The following is an 18,933-nucleotide window of genomic DNA, read 5'->3' on the forward strand; positions in this document are numbered from 1 at the left end:
ATGAATGCCAAGGTTGTGGTGGTCGGCAGCCTCAACATGGACCTGGTGGTCCGCGCCCAGCGCCTGCCACGGGCCGGCGAAACACTCCCCGGCGATAGCTTTTTCACGGTGCCGGGCGGCAAGGGTGCCAACCAGGCGGTGGCGGTAGCGCGGCTGGGGGGCAGCGTGGCGATGATCGGCAATGTGGGGGATGATGACTACGGGCGGCAACTGCACCGGGCCTTGTATGTCGAGGGTATCGACTGTCAGGGTGTCAGTACCTGCCCGGGCACGTCCAGCGGTGTGGCGCTGATCACGGTGGATGCTGCCAGCCAGAACTGTATTGTCATCATTCCCGGCGCCAACGGCCTGCTGACGCCGCAGTCGGTGCTGCGTTTCGATGCACTGCTGCAGGCCGCCGAGGTGGTCATCTGCCAGCTGGAAGTGCCCACTGACACTGTGGCGTGCACACTGGCCAGGGCGCGTGAGCTGGGCAAGCAGGTCATCCTGAACCCAGCACCCGCTACCGGCCCCTTGCCAGCGGACTGGTTTGCGCATATCGATTACCTTACCCCTAACGAAAGCGAGGCCGAAGCCTTGACCGGTGTGGCGGTGACCGACCAGGACAGTGCCCGGCGCGCAGGCGAGCGCTTGCTGCAGCTGGGGGCAGGCAAAGTGATCATCACCTTGGGTGCGCAAGGTGCCTTGCTGGTTACTGCCCAAGGCCATCAGCACTATCCGGCGCCGCGCGTGCAACCGCTGGACACCACCGCTGCCGGCGATACCTTCATTGGTGGCTTTGCTGCCGGCCTGGTGCGTGGGCTGGAGGAGGGGGAGGCGATCGCCTTTGGCCAGCGTGCCGCGGCATTGTCGGTTACCCGTGCCGGTGCCCAACCGTCGATTCCCTACCTGGCGGAGCTGACGCCATGAAGAAAACCCCGCTGCTGAACGTTGCCCTGTCGCGAGTCATTGCCGGCATGGGGCATGGCGATATCCTGGTGATCGGCGATGCCGGGCTGCCGGTGCCGCCGGGTGTCGAGCTGATCGACCTGGCCATTACGCCTGGCCTGCCGGACTTCGCCAGTGTGCTGCGGGTGGTGCTGAGCGAATTGCAGGTTGAGCGCCACGTGCTGGCCGAAGAAATGCAGAAAGTGGTGCCACCCGCGCTGGTCGAAATCGAGCGACTGAAGGGCAAGCTGGGCAAGCGCGAATGGCTGACCCATGAGGATTTCAAAGTGCTGTCGCGCAGTGCTCGTGCGGTGGTGCGTACAGGCGAGTGCCAGCCCTATAGCAACATTGCCCTCATCTCCGGCGTCACCTTCTAGCCGCTTCCACAAAGGACGCCGGGCTGTGTAAACGCATGATTCATAGGCAAAAGGAGTGCCATCCATGCTCAAGTCCCTGCTACAAGGAGTCGTCTTCATGGCCACAGCCTCCACCCTCCAGGCCGCACCCATCGACCTGATCATCGACACCGATCCCGGCGCGGACGACGTGGTCGCGCTGTTTCTGGCCATGGCTTCGCCCAACGAACTCAATATCCGCGCCATCACCACTGTGGCCGGCAACGTGCGCCTAAACAAGACCTCGCGCAATGCCCGCCTGGCCCGCGAATGGGCGGGGCGCGAAGACATACCGGTGTACGCCGGTGCCGGCCGCCCATTGGTGCGCACGCCGATCTACGCCGCCGACGTTCATGGCGAAGAAGGCCTCACCGGTGTACCGGTGCACGAGCCGAAAGCGCCTCTGGCCCAGGGCAATGCCGTGCAATACCTGGTCGATACCCTCAGCGCAGCCAAACCGCACAGCATCACCGTCGCCATGCTCGGCCCGCAGACCAACCTGGCCCTGGCGCTGATTCAGCGCCCGGGCATCGTCAACGGCATCAAAGAGGTGGTGGTCATGGGGGGAGCCCATTTCAATGGTGGCAACATCACCCCGGTGGCGGAGTTCAACCTCTACGCCGACCCGCACGCCGCCGAAGTGGTGCTGGCCAGCGGCGTGCAGCTGACCTACCTGCCGCTGGATGTCACGCACAAGCTGCTGACCAGTAACGCTCGCCTGAAGCAACTGGCAGCCGTGAGCAACCAGGCCAGCAAGCGCGTGGTGGATATCCTCAATGCTTACATCACCCACGATATGGACGTGTATGGCATACCTGGCGGCCCTGTGCACGACGCCAGCGTCATCGCCTACCTGTTAAAGCCCGAGCTGTTCAGTGGCCGGCGTATCCACATGAGCATCGACAGCCGCGAAGGGCCCACTTTCGGCCAGACAGTTGCAGACTGGTACGGTGTACTCAAGCAGCCGGCAAATGTGCTGTGGGTGGACCAGGGTGATGCCCAGGGGCTGTTCGACCTGCTCAGTGACCGTCTGGCGCGATTGGAATAGCCGCGTGCGGCGCGTAGCGCTCGAACACCTGGTCGATGAAGCTGCGTGCCGCCTCGGCACCGTTGTCGCGCACCAACAGGTCGATGGCGATCAACAGCAACTCTTCCGGTGTGCCAGGGCTGTACGCGCTCTGGCCCTCGGCCCATTTGACCTTGATATCGGCATCGATGCTGTGGGTGCTCATGAAAAGCTCTCGCTAGGGGCCCGGAACGAAGGAGGAACACCTGACCCTGGTGTTCGATGGAGGCGGGATGCGCTCCACTTCTTGCAGCAAATCATGGCTTTGCGCCGGTGACCGTGCGAGCTAAGCATATGGCAAACGCAGCGTGTTGTGCAAAATCCGGTCACGATTGCTTTTCGCCTCGCTGCTGCAGTTCAGGCAGACTTGACCGGTTTTGCAACAAATGATGAGCGGAGCTGTCGGATCAGGCAGTTCCCGGACCGATTTAGGAGGCTTCATGTTCCGTACCCGTGCTTACCTGGCAACTCTGGCTGTGGCTGCTGTCCTGGCGGGTTGCAGCACTGGTGGCAATGCTGATGGTGGTGCCGCGCCGGCCGCGCCAGCGGGCAACGATGGCCGCTGCGAAGCCAGTGGTGCCGACTTTGCCCTGGGCAAGCAGGCCAGCGCCGAATTGCTGGAGCAGGCACGCAAGGCCAGTGGCTCGCAGATGGCGCGCATTCTCAAGCCGCACGACGTGGTGACCCTGGAGTACCGCTCCGAGCGCCTGAACCTGAACGTGGACGAGCAGGGCAGGGTAACCCGCGTCAACTGCGGTTGATGCACGGGCAGGCAACTGCCTTGCGCAAAATGTGAAAAGCCTGCGCAGTCGCCTGTAGGAGCGGGTTTACCCGCGAACACGGGCGAAGCCCGTGCCATTCACCCTACAGTCTGTTTCGCAGGCAATCCCGCCCCACTCAGATGATGCATCACCCATAAAAAAACCCGCCACAAGGGCGGGTTTTTTTACAGCTATCCGAATTACTCCGGACGAACCTGTGCAGCCTGCATGCCCTTCTGGCCGCGCTCGGCGACGAAGGAAACAGTCTGGCCTTCTTTCAGGCTCTTGAAGCCGTCAGATTCGATGGCTTTGAAGTGTACGAACAGGTCGTCGCCGCCGCCTGCTGGGGTGATGAAGCCGTAGCCTTTCTCATCATTGAACCATTTGACGGTGCCTTGTTGGCGATTGGACATGGGTGAATCTCCAGAACATTTAGTTTTTTCAGTGGTGCAATGCGGCCGAGGCTACGGAGCACGGGATACATCATAGTCTAATTCTGCGCATCTAGCGCCTTTTACCTTCGCAGGATATTGATCCAGCTCAAAGAATGGCTGGTCATCACCGGCTTTAAGGTTTCAGCTCTTCGGTGCGCAGGCCTGTTTCACCACCGACTGCGCCTTCTGCATCAGTTTGGCGTCAACGCCGTCCTTGCTGTCGAGGTCGGCAATCTCAGCGTCGGTGAAGTTCTTTTTGATGGCTTGCGCGCCGCAGTCGCAGTGTTTTTTTGCGGTGGCAGCGTCAACGCCCTGGCCGCTGGCCACTTGCGTGCACTGGGTCATGTAGGCGGCCTCCTTCCCGGCTGGGAAGTTGCCGGCGTTCGCAGCCACGGGCAGCAGCAGGGCGCCAGCGGCCGCCAGGGCCAGAAGAGACGGAACTCGCATCACCAGTTACTCCTTGGGTTAAGGTCTCATCAAGAGTAGGTTGCTTCCCAAAGTCTGAGCGGTATTTTTCCGCGTTAGTTCACCGCTGCGGTGCAATTTCCAAATATTTCTGCCTGGGGTGCAACCCGCGTGCTAGCATGCTCGGCTTGCGGTCGCACTGTTGCCGGCTGCAGCTATCTTTTTTCTTTCCAGTCACTCTGGTTCGTCCCTGACAAGCCGAAAGGCTTCTGCCACTGTGGGGCAGGCTTCCTTTTACCGGAAGGCAGGTCGGATCTTGTACTGGCTCATCCCAACCCACGTGACCTTTGGTAGGGGTCACCACTAGGAGAGGAGGCGCCATGCCCGTTATTACTCTTCCCGATGGCAGTCAACGTTCGTTCGATCACGCCGTATCCGTAGCCGAAGTAGCCGCTTCCATCGGCGCTGGCCTGGCCAAGGCCACTGTGGCCGGCAAGGTCGACGGCAAGCTGGTCGATGCGTGTGACCTGATCAGCAACGACGCCACACTGCAGATCATCACCCCTAAAGATGAAGAGGGACTGGAGATCATTCGTCACTCGTGCGCCCACCTGGTTGGCCACGCCGTGAAGCAGCTGTACCCGACCGCCAAGATGGTGATCGGCCCGGTCATTGACGAAGGCTTCTATTACGACATCGCCTACGAGCGCCCCTTCACCCCAGAAGACATGGCCGCCATCGAAAAGCGCATGATGGAGCTGATCGAAAAAGACTACGACGTGGTCAAGAAAATGACCCCGCGCGCCGAAGTCATCGATGTGTTCACGGCCCGTGGCGAAGACTACAAACTGCGTCTGGTCGAAGACATGCCGGATGAACAGGCCATGGGCCTGTACTACCACGAAGAATACGTCGACATGTGCCGTGGCCCGCACGTGCCGAACACCCGCTTCCTCAAGGCATTCAAGCTGACCAAGCTGTCAGGCGCCTACTGGCGTGGCGATGCCAAGAACGAGCAGCTGCAGCGCGTGTACGGCACGGCCTGGGCTGACAAGAAGCAGCTGGCTGCGTACATCCAGCGCATCGAAGAAGCCGAAAAACGCGACCACCGCAAGATCGGCAAGCAGCTCGACCTGTTCCACCTGCAGGAAGAAGCCCCGGGCATGGTGTTCTGGCACGCCAACGGCTGGACCGTCTACCAGGTACTCGAGCAGTACATGCGTGGCGTGCAGCGCGAAAACGGCTACCAGGAAATCAAGACCCCGCAGGTTGTCGACCGCATCCTGTGGGAGCGTTCCGGTCACTGGTCCAACTATGCCGAAAACATGTTCACCACTTCGTCGGAAAGCCGTGACTACGCGGTAAAACCGATGAACTGCCCGTGCCACGTGCAGGTGTTCAACCAGGGCCTGAAAAGCTACCGCGACCTGCCGCTGCGTCTGGCCGAGTTCGGTGCCTGCCACCGTAACGAGCCGTCGGGCGCCCTGCACGGCATCATGCGCGTGCGTGGCTTCGTACAGGACGATGCGCACATTTTCTGCACCGAAGAACAGGTGAAGAAAGAAGCCGCCGACTTCATCAAGCTGACCCTGGACGTGTACAAGGACTTCGGTTTCAGCGACATCGCCATGAAACTGTCCACTCGTCCGGCCAAGCGTGTCGGTTCTGAAGAGTTGTGGGACCGTGCTGAAACAGCGCTGGCCGACGCCCTGAACGAATCCGGCCTTGAGTGGGAATACCAGCCGGGCGAGGGGGCCTTCTACGGCCCGAAAATCGAGTTTACCCTGCGCGACTGCCTCGGCCGTAACTGGCAGTGCGGTACCCTGCAGTACGACCCGAACCTGCCAGAGCGTCTGGATGCCAGCTATATCGCCGAAGATAACAGCCGAGTTCGCCCGGTCATGCTGCACCGCGCCATCCTCGGTTCGTTCGAGCGCTTCATCGGCATGCTGATCGAGCACTATGCTGGTGTGTTCCCGGCGTGGCTGGCCCCAACCCAGGCGGTGATCATGAATATCACCGACAAGCAGGCCGATTTCGCCCTCGAGGTTGAGAAATCTCTGAACGGAAGCGGTTTCCGTGCCAAGTCGGACTTGAGAAATGAGAAGATCGGCTTTAAAATCCGCGAGCATACTTTGCTCAAGGTCCCGTACCTTTTGGTTATAGGGGACCGCGAAGTCGAAACGCAAACCGTCGCTGTGCGTACTCGCGAAGGCGCAGACCTGGGCTCCATGCCCGTCGCCCAATTCGTTGAGCTGCTGACACAAGCGGTTTCCCGGCGTGGTCGCCAAGAATCGGAGTAATGACTATTAAGCGTGAAATGAGAAACGATAAGCGTGCTGTACCGAAGGCCCCGATCAACGAGAATATCTCGGCCCGCGAGGTTCGGTTAATTGGCGCAGACGGCGAGCAGGTTGGCATCGTCTCGATTGATGAAGCGCTGCGTATCGCTGATGAAGCGAAGCTGGACCTGGTAGAAATCTCTGCAGACGCGGTACCACCCGTCTGCAAGGTCATGGACTACGGCAAGCACCTCTTCGAGAAGAAGAAGCAGGCTAACGAAGCCAAGAAAAACCAGAAGCAGATCCAGATCAAAGAAATCAAGTTTCGTCCAGGGACGGAGGATGGGGATTACCAGGTAAAACTACGCAACCTGGTACGTTTCCTTACCGATGGGGACAAGGCCAAGATCTCTCTGAGATTCCGTGGTCGTGAGATGGCCCACCAGGAGCTGGGCATGGAGCTGTTGAAGCGGGTCGAAGCCGACCTCGCCGAATACGGCACCGTTGAGCAGCATCCGAAGATGGAAGGACGCCAGCTTATGATGGTCATCGCCCCCAAGAAAAAGAAGTAATCTCCCGGGCACGGCAGGCCTGATGATTATGTGTAATTTTATCGAATGCGGAGTTCCAACATGCCAAAAATGAAAACCAAGAGCGGTGCTGCGAAGCGCTTCCTGAAGACAGCTTCGGGCTTCAAGCACAAGCACGCTTTCAAGAGCCACATCCTGACCAAAATGTCGACCAAGCGTAAGCGTCAACTGCGCGGTGCCAGCTTGCTGCACCCGTCCGACGTCGCAAAAGTCGAGCGCATGCTGCGCGTTCGTTAATTCTGGTTAAGATAGAGGAAGTTACTCATGGCTCGTGTTAAGCGCGGCGTTATCGCTCGTAAGCGTCACAAAAAAATTCTGAAACTGGCTAAAGGTTACTACGGTGCACGTTCGCGCGTATTCCGTGTAGCCAAGCAAGCGGTCATCAAGGCAGGCCAATACGCCTACCGCGACCGTCGCCAGAAGAAGCGTCAGTTCCGCGCACTGTGGATCGCTCGTATCAACGCCGGTGCCCGCACCAACGGTCTGTCCTACAGCCGTCTGATTGCTGGCCTGAAAAAGGCTTCGATCGAAATCGACCGTAAGGTTCTGGCTGATCTGGCAGTGAACGAAAAAGCGGCGTTTGCTGCGATTGTCGAGAAAGCTAAAGCCGTTCTGGCTTAAGTACCCGCGACAATCACCCGGCGGTGCTAGCGCTGCCGGGCATTGAACGTCATCGATAGGGGAAGAGCCTTCAAAGCTCTTCCCCTATTTTCGTATCTGGAGTCTGTACATGGAAAACCTGGATGCGCTGGTCTCCCAAGCCCTAGAGGCCGTGGAACGCGCTGAAGACATCAACGCCCTGGAACAGATCCGGGTTAATTATCTCGGCAAGAAGGGCGAGCTGACCCAGGTGATGAAGACCCTGGGCAACCTGCCAGCCGAAGAGCGGCCGAAAGTCGGCGCGCTGATCAACGACGCCAAAGAGCGCGTCACCGTTGTGCTCAATGCCCGCAAGGCTGCCTTTGAAGAAGCCGAGCTCAGCGCTCGCCTGGCTGCCGAATGCATTGACGTCACCCTGCCAGGCCGCGGCCAGGCCACCGGTGGCCTGCACCCGATCACCCGTACACTCGAGCGCATCGAGCAGTTCTTCACCCACATTGGCTACGGCATTGCCGAAGGCCCAGAGGTGGAAGACGACTACCACAACTTCGAAGCGCTCAACATCCCTGGCCACCACCCGGCGCGGGCGATGCACGACACCTTCTACTTCAATGCCAACATGCTGCTGCGCACCCACACCTCGCCGGTGCAGGTGCGGACCATGGAGTCCACCCAGCCGCCCATCCGCATTGTGTGCCCGGGCCGCGTATACCGCTGCGACTCGGATATCACCCACTCGCCGATGTTCCACCAGGTCGAAGGCCTGCTGATCGATCGCGATATCAACTTCGCCGACCTCAAGGGCACCATCGAAGAATTCCTGCGCGTATTCTTCGAGAAAGAACTGGCGGTCCGTTTCCGCCCATCGTTCTTCCCCTTCACCGAGCCGTCTGCAGAAGTCGACATCCAGTGCGTGATGTGTTCCGGCAACGGCTGCCGCGTGTGCAAGCAAACCGGCTGGCTGGAAGTGATGGGCTGCGGCATGGTGCACCCGAATGTGTTGCGCATGTCCGGCATCGACCCAGAGGAGTTCCAGGGCTTCGCCTTCGGCATGGGTGCCGAGCGCCTGGCCATGCTGCGTTATGGCGTCAACGATTTGCGTCTGTTCTTCGACAACGACCTGCGGTTCCTAGCCCAATTCCGCTAGGCCCAATCGACGCAACTTTCAGGAGAACAGCATGAAATTCAGTGAACAGTGGCTGCGCGGTTGGGTCAACCCGCAAGTCTCCCGTGACGAACTGGTCGCCCGCCTGTCCATGGCCGGCCTCGAAGTTGACAGCGTTACCCCCGCTGCCGGCCAGTTCAGCGGCATCGTCGTGGGCGAAATTCTCGCCACCGAACAACACCCGGACGCCGACAAGCTGCGCGTGTGCCAGGTAAGCAGCGGCCAGGAAACCTTCCAGGTTGTGTGCGGCGCCCCTAACGCCCGCCCAGGCATCAAGATCCCGTTCGCCATGATCGGTGCCGAACTGCCAGGCGACTTCAAGATCAAGAAGGCCAAGCTGCGCGGTGTCGAGTCCTTCGGCATGCTGTGCTCGGCTGCCGAACTGCAGATCAGCGAAGAAAACGACGGCCTGCTGGAACTGGCTGCCGACGCTCCGGTTGGCGAAGACATTCGCACGTACCTGAGCCTGGATGATGCCAGCATCGAAATCGGCCTGACCCCGAACCGCGGCGACTGCCTGTCCATCGCCGGCCTGGCCCGCGACGTCAGCGCCCTGTACGACACCCCGGTCACCCGCCCGGTGGTGCCAGCCGTAGCGGCCGCCCATGACGAAGTGCGCCCGGTCGAAGTCAGCGCCCCGGCTGCCTGCCCGCGCTACCTGGGCCGCGTTATCCGTAACGTCGACCTGAGCAAGCCAACCCCACTGTGGATGGTCGAGCGCCTGCGCCGCAGCGACGTTCGCAGCATCGACGCCGCCGTCGACGTCACCAACTACGTGATGCTCGAACTCGGCCAGCCGATGCACGCCTTCGACCTGGCGGAAATCAACGGCGGCATCCGCGTGCGCATGGCCGAAGAGGGCGAAAAACTCGTACTGCTCGACGGCCAGGAAGTGGCCCTGCGTGCTGACACCCTGGTGATCGCCGACCACACCCGCGCCTTGGCCATCGCCGGCGTCATGGGGGGCGAGCACAGCGGTGTGAACACCGAAAAAACCCGCGACCTGTTCCTGGAAAGCGCCTTCTTCGAGCCGATTTCCGTGGCCGGTAAAGCCCGTTCCTACGGCCTGCACACCGATGCCTCGCACCGCTACGAGCGCGGCGTCGACTCGCAACTGGCCCGCGAAGCCATGGAGCGCGCCACCCAGTTGCTGCTGGACATCGTTGGCGGCGAAGCCGGCCCTGTGGTTGAAGCGGTCAGCGAGCAGCACCTGCCACAAGTAGCCCCGGTCACCCTGCGCGCCGAACGCATCACCCAGATGCTTGGCATGGAAATGGACCCAGCCCAGGTCGAGCAGTTGCTCAACGCCTTGGAACTGACCACGGTTAAAAGTGCGGAAGGGCAGTGGACCGTCACCGTTCCAAGCCACCGCTTCGACATCAGCCTGGAAGTGGACCTGATCGAAGAGCTGGCTCGCCTGTACGGCTACAACAACCTGCCGGTCCGCTACCCTCAGGCGCGCCTGGCGCCACAGGGCAAGCCGGAAACCCGTGGTGACCTGCCGACCCTGCGCCGCCTGCTGGTGGCCCGCGGCTACCAGGAAGCCATCACCTACAGCTTCATCGACCCGAAACTGTTCGAACTGTTCAGCCCGGGCGTAGAGCCGCTGCTGCTGGCCAACCCCATCTCCAGCGACATGGCCGCCATGCGCGCCTCGCTGTGGCCGGGCCTGGTCAAGGCACTGCAGCACAACCTGAACCGCCAGCAAGACCGCGTGCGCCTGTTCGAAAGCGGCCTGCGCTTTGTCGGCCAACTGGGTGACCTGCAGCAGCAGCCAATGATTGCCGGCGTCATCACCGGCAGCCGCCTGCCAGAAGGCTGGGCCAACGGCCGCGACGGCGTCGACTTCTTCGACGTCAAAGCCGACGTGGAAGCCCTGCTGGGCTACTCCGGCGCCCTGAGCGACTTCACCTTCAGCGCCGGCAAACACCCAGCCCTGCACCCAGGCCAGACCGCTGCCATCGAGCGTGACGGTAAACTGGTCGGCTACCTCGGCGCCATTCACCCAGAGCTGGCCAAGGCCCTGGGCCTGGACCGCCCGGTGTTCCTGTTCGAGCTGGTGCTGGGCGACGTGGTCGAAGGCCGCCTGCCGAAATTCAGCGAACTGTCCAAGTTCCCGGAAACCCGTCGTGACCTGGCTTTGATCGCAGGACGTGATGTGGCTTCTAGCGCGGTGCTTGAATTAATTCGTGACAATGCAGGCGAATGGCTCACAGACCTCAGGCTGTTTGATGTGTACCAAGGTAAAGGCATTGATCCTGATAGAAAAAGCCTTGCCGTCGGCTTGACCTGGCAGCATCCATCGCGCACTCTTAACGACGATGAGGTGAACACTACCCTGCAAAACATCCTCACCTCGCTCGAACAAAGGTTGAACACCACGTTAAGGAAATAACGGCATGGGTGCTCTGACGAAAGCTGAGATGGCCGAAAGGCTGTACGAGGAGCTGGGGCTTAACAAGCGTGAGGCCAAGGAGCTGGTCGAGCTGTTTTTCGAAGAAATTCGGCACGCGCTTGAAGAGAACGAGCAGGTCAAGCTGTCCGGTTTCGGCAACTTCGACCTTCGCGACAAACGCCAGCGGCCGGGCCGCAACCCCAAGACAGGGGAAGAGATCCCGATCACCGCACGGCGCGTCGTCACCTTTCGTCCAGGGCAGAAGTTGAAGGCCCGGGTTGAGGCCTATGCTGGAACCAAGCCATAACGACGAACTGCCCCCCATACCGGGCAAACGCTACTTCACCATTGGTGAAGTGAGCGAGTTGTGTGCCGTAAAGCCACACGTGCTGCGGTATTGGGAGCAGGAGTTCGACCAGCTGAACCCTGTGAAGCGGCGGGGGAACCGGCGGTATTACCAGCGCCAGGATGTGCTGATGATCCGCCAGATTCGTGCGCTGCTGTATGATCAGGGGTTCACCATTGGCGGGGCGCGGTTGAGGCTCTCCAGTGATGAGGCTAAAGATGAATCCAGCCAGTACAAGCAGCTGATTCGGCAGATGATTGTTGAATTGGAGGATGTGTTGGTGGTGTTGAAGAAGTAAACCGGGTTTCTGATGAGTGGAAAATTTTTTGAGAAAAAGCTTTCATTTATCAGATGGTTAGGGTACATTCTTCAACGTTCTCGGCAAGATTGAGAACATGCTTCAAAGCCCAGTCGGGGCGTAGCGCAGCCCGGTAGCGCACTTGCATGGGGTGCAAGGGGTCGAGTGTTCGAATCACTCCGTCCCGACCAAATAACTCCAAAGAATCCAGTCACTTAGCGGTGACTGGATTTTTTATGTCTGTCCGTTTTTCTCCAGTTAGCAATTTTGCCCCACCTTTTGCCCCACCGAATTTCAGCTGCCGTTAGTCAGGAATTCAGAAACGGCAGGGTTTTGGGCATTTGCATTCGCTCATGGGAGATGGCGATCAGCCGAGAGGGAGAGGCCACACCATTGCTTCCGCGACCGGCAAGTGCGCGCTCTTTGAAGGTCTTATGTCGAGCAGTCTCTAGCTTGGCTTCCTGCTGCGTTGCCTTTTTGCTTCGATAGGGTCAATTGCATCAAACAGGCTTTCTCGATGTTCCAGGCTCTTCGAGCTTCAGTCAGCCAGAAATGTATGGCTGCTTCAGACTATCCCTAACCGTTGTCTATTACTTCCAGGGCGCTCAGCCTGCGGTAGGCTTTGACCATGGCCGCTCGGAGCTGCTCGCTGATTTCAAGCAGGCGAGGCCGCTTGGATAGTTGAGGAGCAGTTCCACTTTGATGAAATAGCGGCCTATGGGTGGCAATTCTTCCAATCATCTTAGTCGCGTCGATGGTCTACCTACCCGCGCGTACGGGTGTTAAAGCGTGATGGGGATGCCGCCCAAGCGATCCGATTCATAGGCCGCCTCAATGATGCGCATGACGCTGTGCATGGTTGCTAGCCCGGCGCCCGTATAGGCGCTATCGTGGTCAGGTGCGAGGATGTCAGTTACGAAATTGTCATAATAGACGTCTGAGTTCAGACTCATATGCAGGTCGCTTGCCTGTCCTGCCGCGTTGATAAGCCGCATACCGTCGGCGGTTGAGCGCGCGTAGAACTGGTCAGTCGACATAGAGAATGAATACTCTCGTTGTTCGGGCGTATTGGCGGAATAGTTGTAACCTGTCTCGATCGTGCAGATGCAGCCACTCTCGGTCACCAGGGTCATCATCGAGCCAATTTCTACCGCTGTCAGCTGCGGGTCGCGATGCATCACTGCGGATACTCTGCGTATCGCCTCGCCGGTTATTTCCTGGGCCAGATCGACGAAGTGGGGGGCGAGATTGATCGTGCAACCCCCGCCGGAGCGTTTCGGCTCAAGCATCCATGAGCAGTTGTTTGCTAAGTAGCGTCTAGGGGGGCCAGCATTGAATCGGAATGCAAGGGTTCTCCACTTGGCATCACTATCCCGAGCCTCTTGTCTCAGACGATTCAGTAGTTCACTGTGCCTCCATACCAACGGCACTGCTACGAATAGGCCTTCGGCTTCAGTGCGTTGGTACAGATCAAGCACTTCAAGCTGCGTTAGCCCGCAGGGCTTCTCCATCGCGAATGGGATCTTTCGCTTGATCAAAGCCTCACCCATGGCGTGCAGGTTATCATGAGGACCGAAGGCGAAGACAAAATCAGCCTTTTCATTGTCCAGTAGGGTTGTCCAATGATCATACAGTTGCGCACCAAATCGCTGGGCGAGAGCGGGGCCCTGAGATCCCGTGGCGTCGGATACTGCCGTTACCGTTACATTTGGCAAACGCTCAAGTGCATTGAGATAGAGCGGGGTATGCCAGTGGCTTACTTCTAAAAGAACGACTTTCAAATATCAAATCCTTTCTGAGGTTGCAAAGCAGCCTATGATGACCCTTATATGGGCGTATGTAAGTTGCGGGTTTCGATAGGGGCTGAACGCTGGACCAGCGATGCACAGAAGTTGCCGCCGGCGCTAAGCGTGTGCGCAAGCCGCAAGCATGCGCATCGCATCGCATTCCAGTTGGAATTGGGAGGACGTGCAGGACGCCGGATAGGGGGCATGGAGAACATTACAATCCCTTCGAATAGCGACGCTCGATATTTTCAAAACCGAGGAAGCTGAGTGCCAGTAGGGCCTGGCCTAAATGCATGGGCTCGCCATTAAGAGTTTTGCATCCGCGCGCTTGTGCCGCCAGTAACAACGCGGTTGGCTCGGATCGAGTGATGATGTCGACCACCACCATAGCGGAGGTCAACCGCTCTGCTACTATTGGCATCGGATCATCGGGGTTCATGCCGAGCGGGGTCGCATTGATAACGATGTCATGACCTGCTGGGTCTGCTGGACCTGTATGCACATTGCACGAACTTTCGTTGCCAGCTTTTTGCGCCAGGGCAGCGGCGCGATGCGGATCCAGATCTGAAATAACCAGTGTGCGGGCGCCTGCAGCGGCCACGGCAAAAGCGATGGCCCGTCCCGAGCCACCTGCTCCGACCAGCAGCACAGATTTCCCAAGCAGAGAAACCCCCTGACGCTGCATGCCCAGTACGCAGCCGAGCCCGTCGAATACAGCGCCCTCCCAGCGACCGTCCCGGTCGCAGCGAACCACATTGATTGCGCCTACCTGGCGCGCGGTGGGGTGAAGGCTGTCCACCACCTCAAGCATGGCTTGCTTGTGCGGCATGGTGACCAGTAGCCCCGCGAGGTTGCGTACAGCGCGCGCGCCTTTGACGAACTCGGCGAGGCCCTGCGTACCGACCTCCAATGGAATGCAGACGGCATCAGTCTGTGCTTCGGCGAATAGCCTGTTCAGCAGCATCGGGGATTTGGCGCTCTTGAGCGGGTCGCCAATCAATCCATAGACGCGTGTATTGCCGGTGATGAGTGGATGCATGTGAACCTACTGTGGTGGGCGAGTGCGCGGCAATTGCCAGCTCGCGGCCAGGTGATGCCTTGCTGGCGGCGCACACGTTCGTCGCCGTGGAACTCAACGTGATGCGCAGAGCAACTGCGCAGCACGTCGAGCGTGATGGGCCTGGCTATCAGGCGTGCATCACTGCAGTTGATTGTTAAGCGCCGGATTGGAGGCGTTACTGCTCGCTTTGGGATTGGATTTTTCCTGAAGCAGTTCGTACTCCTGCTTGGACATCGGCACAGCGTTGGGGTCGCCAAGTTCGCTCAGACGAATACGGAAGGTTTCGCGTGTATAGAATGCTGCAATTGCGCAAATTGCACAGATACCAAAAGTCAGACCCCCAATTTTCAGAGGAATGTTTTCCGTGCCAGGCGGGGCAACCGATACGAACAGGGCGGGTAGAAACGCAGTGCATGCCACGCCGATGTTTTGTCCGATGGCCATACCGGTGACGCGGACGCGGGTGCGGAACAATTCAGGGAACATGCTAGGGAAAACACCATTGAAGCCTTGGTACGCCACGCCCCACATGAGAAGGGAGAGAATCAGAGACAGCCAGAGATTGTGAATACTGATCGCATAGAGGTAACCGAACGACAAAAGACCGCCGCAGAGCACGCCCACGATCACAGGGGGGCGACGGCCAATTCTGTCAGAGAGTTTGCCGACGAAGGGGATAAGGATCACGGCGCACAAATTGCCCAGCACAGGAATCCACATGAACAGGCCGGAAGGGAAGCCAATACCGTAAGCAGGCTGGACTGCATAGGTGGCGCCGAAAACGGAGGCAAGGATTGCAAGTACTGCAGAGAGTGCCATGCAGATGACGCGCAACACATCCTTCCAGCTCTCGGTGAGCACTTCGATTACTGGCAACTTAGTGGGCTTGTCCTGTGCTCGCGCCTCAGCGAAGACCGGAGCCTCATGTACTTCACGGCGGATGATCCATCCGACGACAAGCACCACAGCGCTCAGCAAGAAGGGAATTCGCCAGCCCCATGACGCAAAGTCATCCGCAGGCATGAATTGGGCCAGCGGCAAGAACACCGCCGCCGCCAGCAGTTGCCCGGCTTGCACGCCTTGCAGCGTAAAACTGGCGAAGTAACCACGGCGCCCGTCAGGTGCATGCTCCATGGTCATGGAGCTTGCGCAAGACACCTCGCCGGCCACTGCGAACCCTTGGATCAGGCGCAAGGTAATCAGTATTGCCGGCGCCCACACGCCGATCTGGTCGTAGGTCGGGAGCAAGCCGATGCACATGGTCGAGAAGCCCATCAGGAACATGCAGTAGACCAGTACGGTTTTGCGGCCATGGCGGTCACCCAGGTGCCCCAGCACCACTGCGCCTACAGGCCGTGCGATGTAGCCAACACCGAAGCTGGCCAGTGAAACGATGATTCCGACGGTGGGATTGTCCGTTGGAAAAAACAGCTGCGGGAAAAGCAAGGCTGCGGCAGTGGCATAGATGAAAAAGTCGTAGTACTCCAACGCCGAGCCGATCCAGCCGCTAGCAGCGGCCTTCCTTGACTGACGCTTGGGGTGTGGATCGCTCGGGATGCCATGGCTCATGAAGTGTCTCCGGTACCGTAATTTTGTTATTGTAACTCCGTTCCATTTGTAATTTTGTTCCCGGAGTTTGCCTTTGTCAAGGGTGCTGGGGGGCACCTGCGTGCATGGCATCGATCCGCGCCGGTTTGGGTACTCGGGGCCATTGCGCTGTGCACGGCCAAGCGCAATGGCCTGGTGAGCCGCCCCGCACTTTCAGTACTCCGGGCAGGGGGGAAGTCGCGACGGAGTTGCCGCCGGTTGGCTGTGATGCGTTGACTTAGCGATCACACGATGCTTACTATTGTAACTGTGTTCCAAATAGAACGGCGTGCCAATTTACTTGGCGCTGCTCATAACCAGCTGAGAAGAATTCCATGAGAGTCGTTAAAGGTGCAGTTGATCGCTGCCTTGAGGCTATCGAGCTGCTGGCTCGTGAGGCCCGCTGGATGCGAATGTCAGATATCGCAGGTGAACTGGGGATGGAAAAGGGGCCGGCACACCGTGTGCTTGCGCAGTTGGTGGAACAAGGGTGGGCCGAGCAGGACGAGGCGACCTCCCAATACCGCCTGACACTCAAGTTGGCACTGTTGGGGCAGCGTTACCTGAACGGCATCGGGTTGCCGGAGCTTGTTCAGCCGATAATTGAACATGTAGCGTCGTTGTCGCATGAGCTGGTACGCCTGACTGTCGTCTGCGAAGGCGGTTTGTCCTGGCTGGCCTCCGCCCAAGGCGCTGCACCTGGTTTGATGTACTCGCCAGCCATGGATCAGCCAATCAATCTGTACACCACTGCAAACGGCAAAGCCTGGCTTGCATCGATGCCAGACGAGCAAGCGGTCGAAATTGCTATCCGCGACGGTCTGGGTAAAGACCAGGGTGTAGGGAGGGGCCCCAAGGCCATCAATACCGTCGAACGTTTGCTTGCCGACTTGGCGGCGACACGGTCACGAGGTTATGGGCTTGTTGTAGAAGAGGCCGAGGCTGGCGTGTGGGCGATCGCGGTTCCGGTGAAGATGATTCCTTCTGGCCTTGTGGTCGGGACCATGAGCATCGCCGGCCCGGTATTGCGCATGCATCCAGACCGCTACGACGAATTGCATGCCCTGCTCGAGGATGCTGCGAACAAGCTAGGTACGGTTTGGCCTCGGCAACCCGGTGTGCACGGGTGAATCTCATGGAACTGAGCAGCCAATCAGCTGATGTGCCTGAGTCAATCCTGCTGCAAGCCGCCGCATCCCTGGCGAACGCTCGCCAAACCGGTGATCGCTTGGATGCATTGCCCTTTCATGAGGCGTCGTTGAGCCTGGAGCAGGGCTTTGAGATACAGCAGCATGTGGGTGTGTTGGCCGGGAAAAAAGTGGGTGGCTGGAAATGCGCACTGCCCAAACCTGGCAAGTGGATAGTTGCGCCCATCTACACCGATAGCATCGTGAGTTGCGGCCAGTACCCTCTGGGCTTCGCAGCTTCCAAGGTACGAATCGAACCCGAGCTTGCTTGCGTGCTGGGTGCCGGTCTTCCTGCCCGCGCGGCTCCCTACACGGCCGACGACATTACGCGCTCGATCAGTCAGATACACCTTGCACTCGAAGTCATCGACTCGCGGTACACCGATCCGCAGAAGGTTCCGTTCGAGCAGTTGCTGGCTGACGGGTTGTTCAACCATGGGCTAGTGCTGGGGCCACGCGCATTGTCGCTGAGCTCGAACAATTTGCCCACTCACCTTGATGTGACGCTGAGCCATCCGGGGGTAGAGCCTGTGAGCATTGCCGGCACCCACCCGGATCAAGACCCTGTCTCGCCGATCGTCTGGTTAGCAAATTTTCTCTCTGCACATGGCATCGACCTGCAAGCGGGTCAGGTCGTGATCACCGGGTCCTATGCAGGGCTACTCGAAGTTCCCACCCACCAGCCGCTGGACATCCAGTTCGGCGAGGCAGGATCCCTGTCTGTCTTTTTTTCAACGCTTGAGGAGTAACGTATGCGCTTGGTTCGTTTCGGTTTGCCAGGACAAGAACTGCCTGGGATTTTGGATGCTCAAGGACAGGTCAGGGATCTTTCTGGCATCGTGGATGATATCGACGCCGCAGCGCTGTCGCCTTCCAGTCTCGAAAAACTACGTGGCATCGACACGGAGCGCCTGCCACTGGTACCGGCCGGTACACGTCTGGGCCCGTGCGTGGGTAGCGTGCCGAACCTGATCTGTATCGGCCTCAATTACTCAGACCATGCAGCCGAAACCAACACGCCGATTCCGAGCCAGCCCGTTGTGTTCAACAAGCACACGGGGTCGATCAGCGGTGCAAACGACCCTGTGATCCTGCCTGGTGATGCGAAGAAGCTCGACTGGGAAGTCGAACTGGCGATCGTCATCGGTTCGCCCGCCTGGCACGTTGAAGAAAGCAAAGCGCTGGATCATATCGCCGGTTACTGCCTGGCGAACGATGTCTCTGAACGCGCCTATCAGCTTGAGTACGAAGGGCAATGGACCAAGGGTAAGAGCAGCTTTTCCTTTGCGCCGCTTGGCCCCTGGCTGGTGACTCGCGATGAAATCGCCGACCCGCAGAACCTCGACCTCTGGTTGGAAGTGAACGGCAAGCGTTATCAGAACGGTAACACGCGGACGATGATTTTCAGCGTGGCTCACATCGTGTCCTACCTCAGCCGTTTCATGCCACTGCTGCCGGGTGACGTGATCATCACCGGCACGCCGCCCGGCGTAGGGCTGGGCCAGAAACCCCATGTATTTCTCAAGGCCGGGGATGTCATGCGCGTCGGTGGAACGGGCCTGGGTGAGCAGTCCCAGACAGTCGTTCCCTATGTTTCGGAGATGGGCGCAGCCTGGGTTGACGGTCGCTACCCTAACGTTGATTGATC

General features: G+C 59.2%; 21 protein-coding genes and 1 tRNA gene. 16 read left to right on the top strand and 6 right to left on the bottom strand.

The window, feature by feature from the left end:
• From rbsK to ACF8Q6_RS25025, 3 genes are all read left to right on the top strand, one after another.
• Nucleotides 1-909 carry a ribokinase gene (gene rbsK, locus ACF8Q6_RS25015; RefSeq protein WP_274145474.1) on the top strand — a complete coding sequence of 303 codons (909 nt, stop codon included), beginning with the start codon at nt 1-3 and terminating at the stop codon, nt 907-909.
• Complete coding sequence (rbsD, locus tag ACF8Q6_RS25020) at nt 906-1,304, top strand: D-ribose pyranase (protein WP_003250646.1); 399 nt, start codon at nt 906-908, stop codon at nt 1,302-1,304. The genes rbsK and rbsD overlap by 4 nt, the downstream gene beginning before the upstream one ends.
• Nucleotides 1,305-1,368: 64 nt before the next feature.
• A complete protein-coding gene (locus ACF8Q6_RS25025; protein ID WP_392490120.1) occupies nt 1,369-2,370 on the top strand; it encodes a nucleoside hydrolase in 1,002 nt (333 codons plus the stop codon).
• Here the strand turns inward: ACF8Q6_RS25025 and ACF8Q6_RS25030 are convergent.
• Nucleotides 2,342-2,554 carry a hypothetical protein gene (locus ACF8Q6_RS25030; protein ID WP_003250649.1) on the bottom strand — a complete coding sequence of 71 codons (213 nt, stop codon included), beginning with the start codon at nt 2,552-2,554 and terminating at the stop codon, nt 2,342-2,344. The two genes, ACF8Q6_RS25025 and ACF8Q6_RS25030, sit on opposite strands and share 29 nt — an antisense overlap.
• A 274-nt stretch (nt 2,555-2,828) precedes the next feature.
• Here ACF8Q6_RS25030 and ACF8Q6_RS25035 point away from each other — a divergent pair, with 274 nt between their 5' ends.
• Nucleotides 2,829-3,149, top strand: a complete 321-nt coding sequence (locus tag ACF8Q6_RS25035) for an I78 family peptidase inhibitor (protein ID WP_012052882.1) — start codon at nt 2,829-2,831, stop codon at nt 3,147-3,149.
• Nucleotides 3,150-3,349: 200 nt separating this feature from the next.
• On the opposite strand, the gene ACF8Q6_RS25040 is transcribed toward ACF8Q6_RS25035, so the two are convergent.
• Together ACF8Q6_RS25040 and ACF8Q6_RS25045 are read right to left on the bottom strand one after the other, a co-directional pair.
• Complete coding sequence (locus tag ACF8Q6_RS25040; RefSeq protein ID WP_003250656.1) at nt 3,350-3,562, bottom strand: cold-shock protein; 213 nt, start codon at nt 3,560-3,562, stop codon at nt 3,350-3,352.
• A gap of 162 nt (nt 3,563-3,724) precedes the next feature.
• Nucleotides 3,725-4,030, bottom strand: a complete 306-nt coding sequence (locus tag ACF8Q6_RS25045; protein ID WP_012052881.1) for a hypothetical protein — start codon at nt 4,028-4,030, stop codon at nt 3,725-3,727.
• A gap of 338 nt (nt 4,031-4,368) precedes the next feature.
• On the opposite strand from ACF8Q6_RS25045, the gene thrS reads away from it, so the two are divergent.
• The 9 genes from thrS to ACF8Q6_RS25090 all read left to right on the top strand — a co-directional run bounded on the left by thrS (nt 4,369) and on the right by ACF8Q6_RS25090 (nt 11,855).
• A complete protein-coding gene (thrS, locus tag ACF8Q6_RS25050) occupies nt 4,369-6,291 on the top strand; it encodes a threonine--tRNA ligase (RefSeq protein ID WP_003250660.1) in 1,923 nt (640 codons plus the stop codon).
• Nucleotides 6,291-6,842 (top strand): translation initiation factor IF-3, encoded by a 552-nt coding sequence (gene infC / locus ACF8Q6_RS25055; protein ID WP_012052879.1) that lies wholly within the window; start codon nt 6,291-6,293, stop codon nt 6,840-6,842. The genes thrS and infC overlap by 1 nt, the downstream gene beginning before the upstream one ends.
• 60 nt (nt 6,843-6,902) lie before the next feature.
• Nucleotides 6,903-7,097: a 50S ribosomal protein L35 gene (gene rpmI, locus ACF8Q6_RS25060; RefSeq protein ID WP_003250667.1), complete on the top strand. Its 195-nt coding sequence runs from the start codon at nt 6,903-6,905 to the stop codon at nt 7,095-7,097.
• A 27-nt stretch (nt 7,098-7,124) separates the two neighbouring features.
• Nucleotides 7,125-7,481, top strand: coding sequence for a 50S ribosomal protein L20 (rplT, locus tag ACF8Q6_RS25065; protein WP_003250671.1), 357 nt, complete (start codon nt 7,125-7,127; stop codon nt 7,479-7,481).
• A gap of 109 nt (nt 7,482-7,590) precedes the next feature.
• The gene (pheS, locus tag ACF8Q6_RS25070) at nt 7,591-8,607 is read left to right on the top strand and encodes a phenylalanine--tRNA ligase subunit alpha (RefSeq protein WP_003250674.1); all 1,017 of its coding nucleotides are present in this window, start codon (nt 7,591-7,593) and stop codon (nt 8,605-8,607) included.
• Nucleotides 8,608-8,638: 31 nt separating this feature from the next.
• On the top strand, nt 8,639-11,020 hold the full coding sequence (gene pheT / locus ACF8Q6_RS25075; RefSeq protein WP_392493093.1) for a phenylalanine--tRNA ligase subunit beta: 2,382 nt from the start codon (nt 8,639-8,641) through the stop codon (nt 11,018-11,020).
• Between the two features lie 4 nt (nt 11,021-11,024).
• Nucleotides 11,025-11,327: an integration host factor subunit alpha gene (gene ihfA / locus ACF8Q6_RS25080; RefSeq protein ID WP_003250679.1), complete on the top strand. Its 303-nt coding sequence runs from the start codon at nt 11,025-11,027 to the stop codon at nt 11,325-11,327.
• Nucleotides 11,308-11,664, top strand: coding sequence for a MerR family transcriptional regulator (locus ACF8Q6_RS25085; RefSeq protein ID WP_003250681.1), 357 nt, complete (start codon nt 11,308-11,310; stop codon nt 11,662-11,664). Before ihfA ends, ACF8Q6_RS25085 begins: the two co-directional genes overlap by 20 nt.
• A 114-nt stretch (nt 11,665-11,778) precedes the next feature.
• Nucleotides 11,779-11,855 (top strand) — tRNA-Pro (locus ACF8Q6_RS25090).
• Between the two features lie 591 nt (nt 11,856-12,446).
• On the opposite strand, the gene ACF8Q6_RS25095 is transcribed toward ACF8Q6_RS25090, so the two are convergent.
• The 3 genes from ACF8Q6_RS25095 to ACF8Q6_RS25105 form a co-directional block, all read right to left on the bottom strand.
• Nucleotides 12,447-13,445, bottom strand: coding sequence for a Gfo/Idh/MocA family protein (locus tag ACF8Q6_RS25095; protein WP_392493764.1), 999 nt, complete (start codon nt 13,443-13,445; stop codon nt 12,447-12,449).
• A gap of 220 nt (nt 13,446-13,665) precedes the next feature.
• Nucleotides 13,666-14,490, bottom strand: coding sequence for a shikimate dehydrogenase family protein (locus tag ACF8Q6_RS25100; protein WP_392493765.1), 825 nt, complete (start codon nt 14,488-14,490; stop codon nt 13,666-13,668).
• A 159-nt stretch (nt 14,491-14,649) separates the two neighbouring features.
• Nucleotides 14,650-16,080, bottom strand: a complete 1,431-nt coding sequence (locus ACF8Q6_RS25105) for an MFS transporter (protein WP_392493766.1) — start codon at nt 16,078-16,080, stop codon at nt 14,650-14,652.
• Between the two features lie 353 nt (nt 16,081-16,433).
• Between ACF8Q6_RS25105 and ACF8Q6_RS25110 the strand changes: the two genes are divergently transcribed.
• The 3 genes from ACF8Q6_RS25110 to ACF8Q6_RS25120 are packed head-to-tail and all read left to right on the top strand — an operon-like array spanning nt 16,434 to nt 18,931.
• Nucleotides 16,434-17,228, top strand: a complete 795-nt coding sequence (locus ACF8Q6_RS25110; RefSeq protein ID WP_392493767.1) for an IclR family transcriptional regulator — start codon at nt 16,434-16,436, stop codon at nt 17,226-17,228.
• Nucleotides 17,229-17,233: 5 nt separating this feature from the next.
• Entirely contained in the window at nt 17,234-18,034 is an 801-nt protein-coding gene (locus ACF8Q6_RS25115) for a 2-keto-4-pentenoate hydratase (protein ID WP_392493768.1), read from the top strand.
• A 3-nt stretch (nt 18,035-18,037) separates the two neighbouring features.
• Nucleotides 18,038-18,931: a fumarylacetoacetate hydrolase family protein gene (locus ACF8Q6_RS25120; RefSeq protein WP_267817080.1), complete on the top strand. Its 894-nt coding sequence runs from the start codon at nt 18,038-18,040 to the stop codon at nt 18,929-18,931.
• Nucleotides 18,932-18,933: the final 2 nt, after the last annotated feature.

Origin of the sequence: Pseudomonas sp. GLN_2 (genome assembly GCF_043106005.1) — a bacterium.
In the GTDB taxonomy this organism is placed as follows: domain Bacteria; phylum Pseudomonadota; class Gammaproteobacteria; order Pseudomonadales; family Pseudomonadaceae; genus Aquipseudomonas; species Aquipseudomonas alloputida.

Excerpts from the sequence above, each read along its gene's own strand:
- rbsK (WP_274145474.1), top strand. The coding sequence starts at position 1 with ATGAATGCCAAGGTTGTGGTGGTCGGCAGCCTCAACATGGACCTGGTG.
- rbsD (WP_003250646.1), top strand. The coding sequence starts at position 906 with ATGAAGAAAACCCCGCTGCTGAACGTTGCCCTGTCGCGAGTCATTGCC.
- ACF8Q6_RS25025 (WP_392490120.1), top strand. The coding sequence starts at position 1,369 with ATGCTCAAGTCCCTGCTACAAGGAGTCGTCTTCATGGCCACAGCCTCC.
- ACF8Q6_RS25030 (WP_003250649.1), bottom strand. The coding sequence starts at position 2,554 with ATGAGCACCCACAGCATCGATGCCGATATCAAGGTCAAATGGGCCGAG.
- ACF8Q6_RS25035 (WP_012052882.1), top strand. The coding sequence starts at position 2,829 with ATGTTCCGTACCCGTGCTTACCTGGCAACTCTGGCTGTGGCTGCTGTC.
- ACF8Q6_RS25040 (WP_003250656.1), bottom strand. The coding sequence starts at position 3,562 with ATGTCCAATCGCCAACAAGGCACCGTCAAATGGTTCAATGATGAGAAA.
- ACF8Q6_RS25045 (WP_012052881.1), bottom strand. The coding sequence starts at position 4,030 with ATGCGAGTTCCGTCTCTTCTGGCCCTGGCGGCCGCTGGCGCCCTGCTG.
- thrS (WP_003250660.1), top strand. The coding sequence starts at position 4,369 with ATGCCCGTTATTACTCTTCCCGATGGCAGTCAACGTTCGTTCGATCAC.
- infC (WP_012052879.1), top strand. The coding sequence starts at position 6,291 with ATGACTATTAAGCGTGAAATGAGAAACGATAAGCGTGCTGTACCGAAG.
- rpmI (WP_003250667.1), top strand. The coding sequence starts at position 6,903 with ATGCCAAAAATGAAAACCAAGAGCGGTGCTGCGAAGCGCTTCCTGAAG.
- rplT (WP_003250671.1), top strand. The coding sequence starts at position 7,125 with ATGGCTCGTGTTAAGCGCGGCGTTATCGCTCGTAAGCGTCACAAAAAA.
- pheS (WP_003250674.1), top strand. The coding sequence starts at position 7,591 with ATGGAAAACCTGGATGCGCTGGTCTCCCAAGCCCTAGAGGCCGTGGAA.
- pheT (WP_392493093.1), top strand. The coding sequence starts at position 8,639 with ATGAAATTCAGTGAACAGTGGCTGCGCGGTTGGGTCAACCCGCAAGTC.
- ihfA (WP_003250679.1), top strand. The coding sequence starts at position 11,025 with ATGGGTGCTCTGACGAAAGCTGAGATGGCCGAAAGGCTGTACGAGGAG.
- ACF8Q6_RS25085 (WP_003250681.1), top strand. The coding sequence starts at position 11,308 with ATGCTGGAACCAAGCCATAACGACGAACTGCCCCCCATACCGGGCAAA.
- ACF8Q6_RS25100 (WP_392493765.1), bottom strand. The coding sequence starts at position 14,490 with ATGCATCCACTCATCACCGGCAATACACGCGTCTATGGATTGATTGGC.
- ACF8Q6_RS25105 (WP_392493766.1), bottom strand. The coding sequence starts at position 16,080 with ATGAGCCATGGCATCCCGAGCGATCCACACCCCAAGCGTCAGTCAAGG.
- ACF8Q6_RS25110 (WP_392493767.1), top strand. The coding sequence starts at position 16,434 with ATGAGAGTCGTTAAAGGTGCAGTTGATCGCTGCCTTGAGGCTATCGAG.
- ACF8Q6_RS25115 (WP_392493768.1), top strand. The coding sequence starts at position 17,234 with ATGGAACTGAGCAGCCAATCAGCTGATGTGCCTGAGTCAATCCTGCTG.
- ACF8Q6_RS25120 (WP_267817080.1), top strand. The coding sequence starts at position 18,038 with ATGCGCTTGGTTCGTTTCGGTTTGCCAGGACAAGAACTGCCTGGGATT.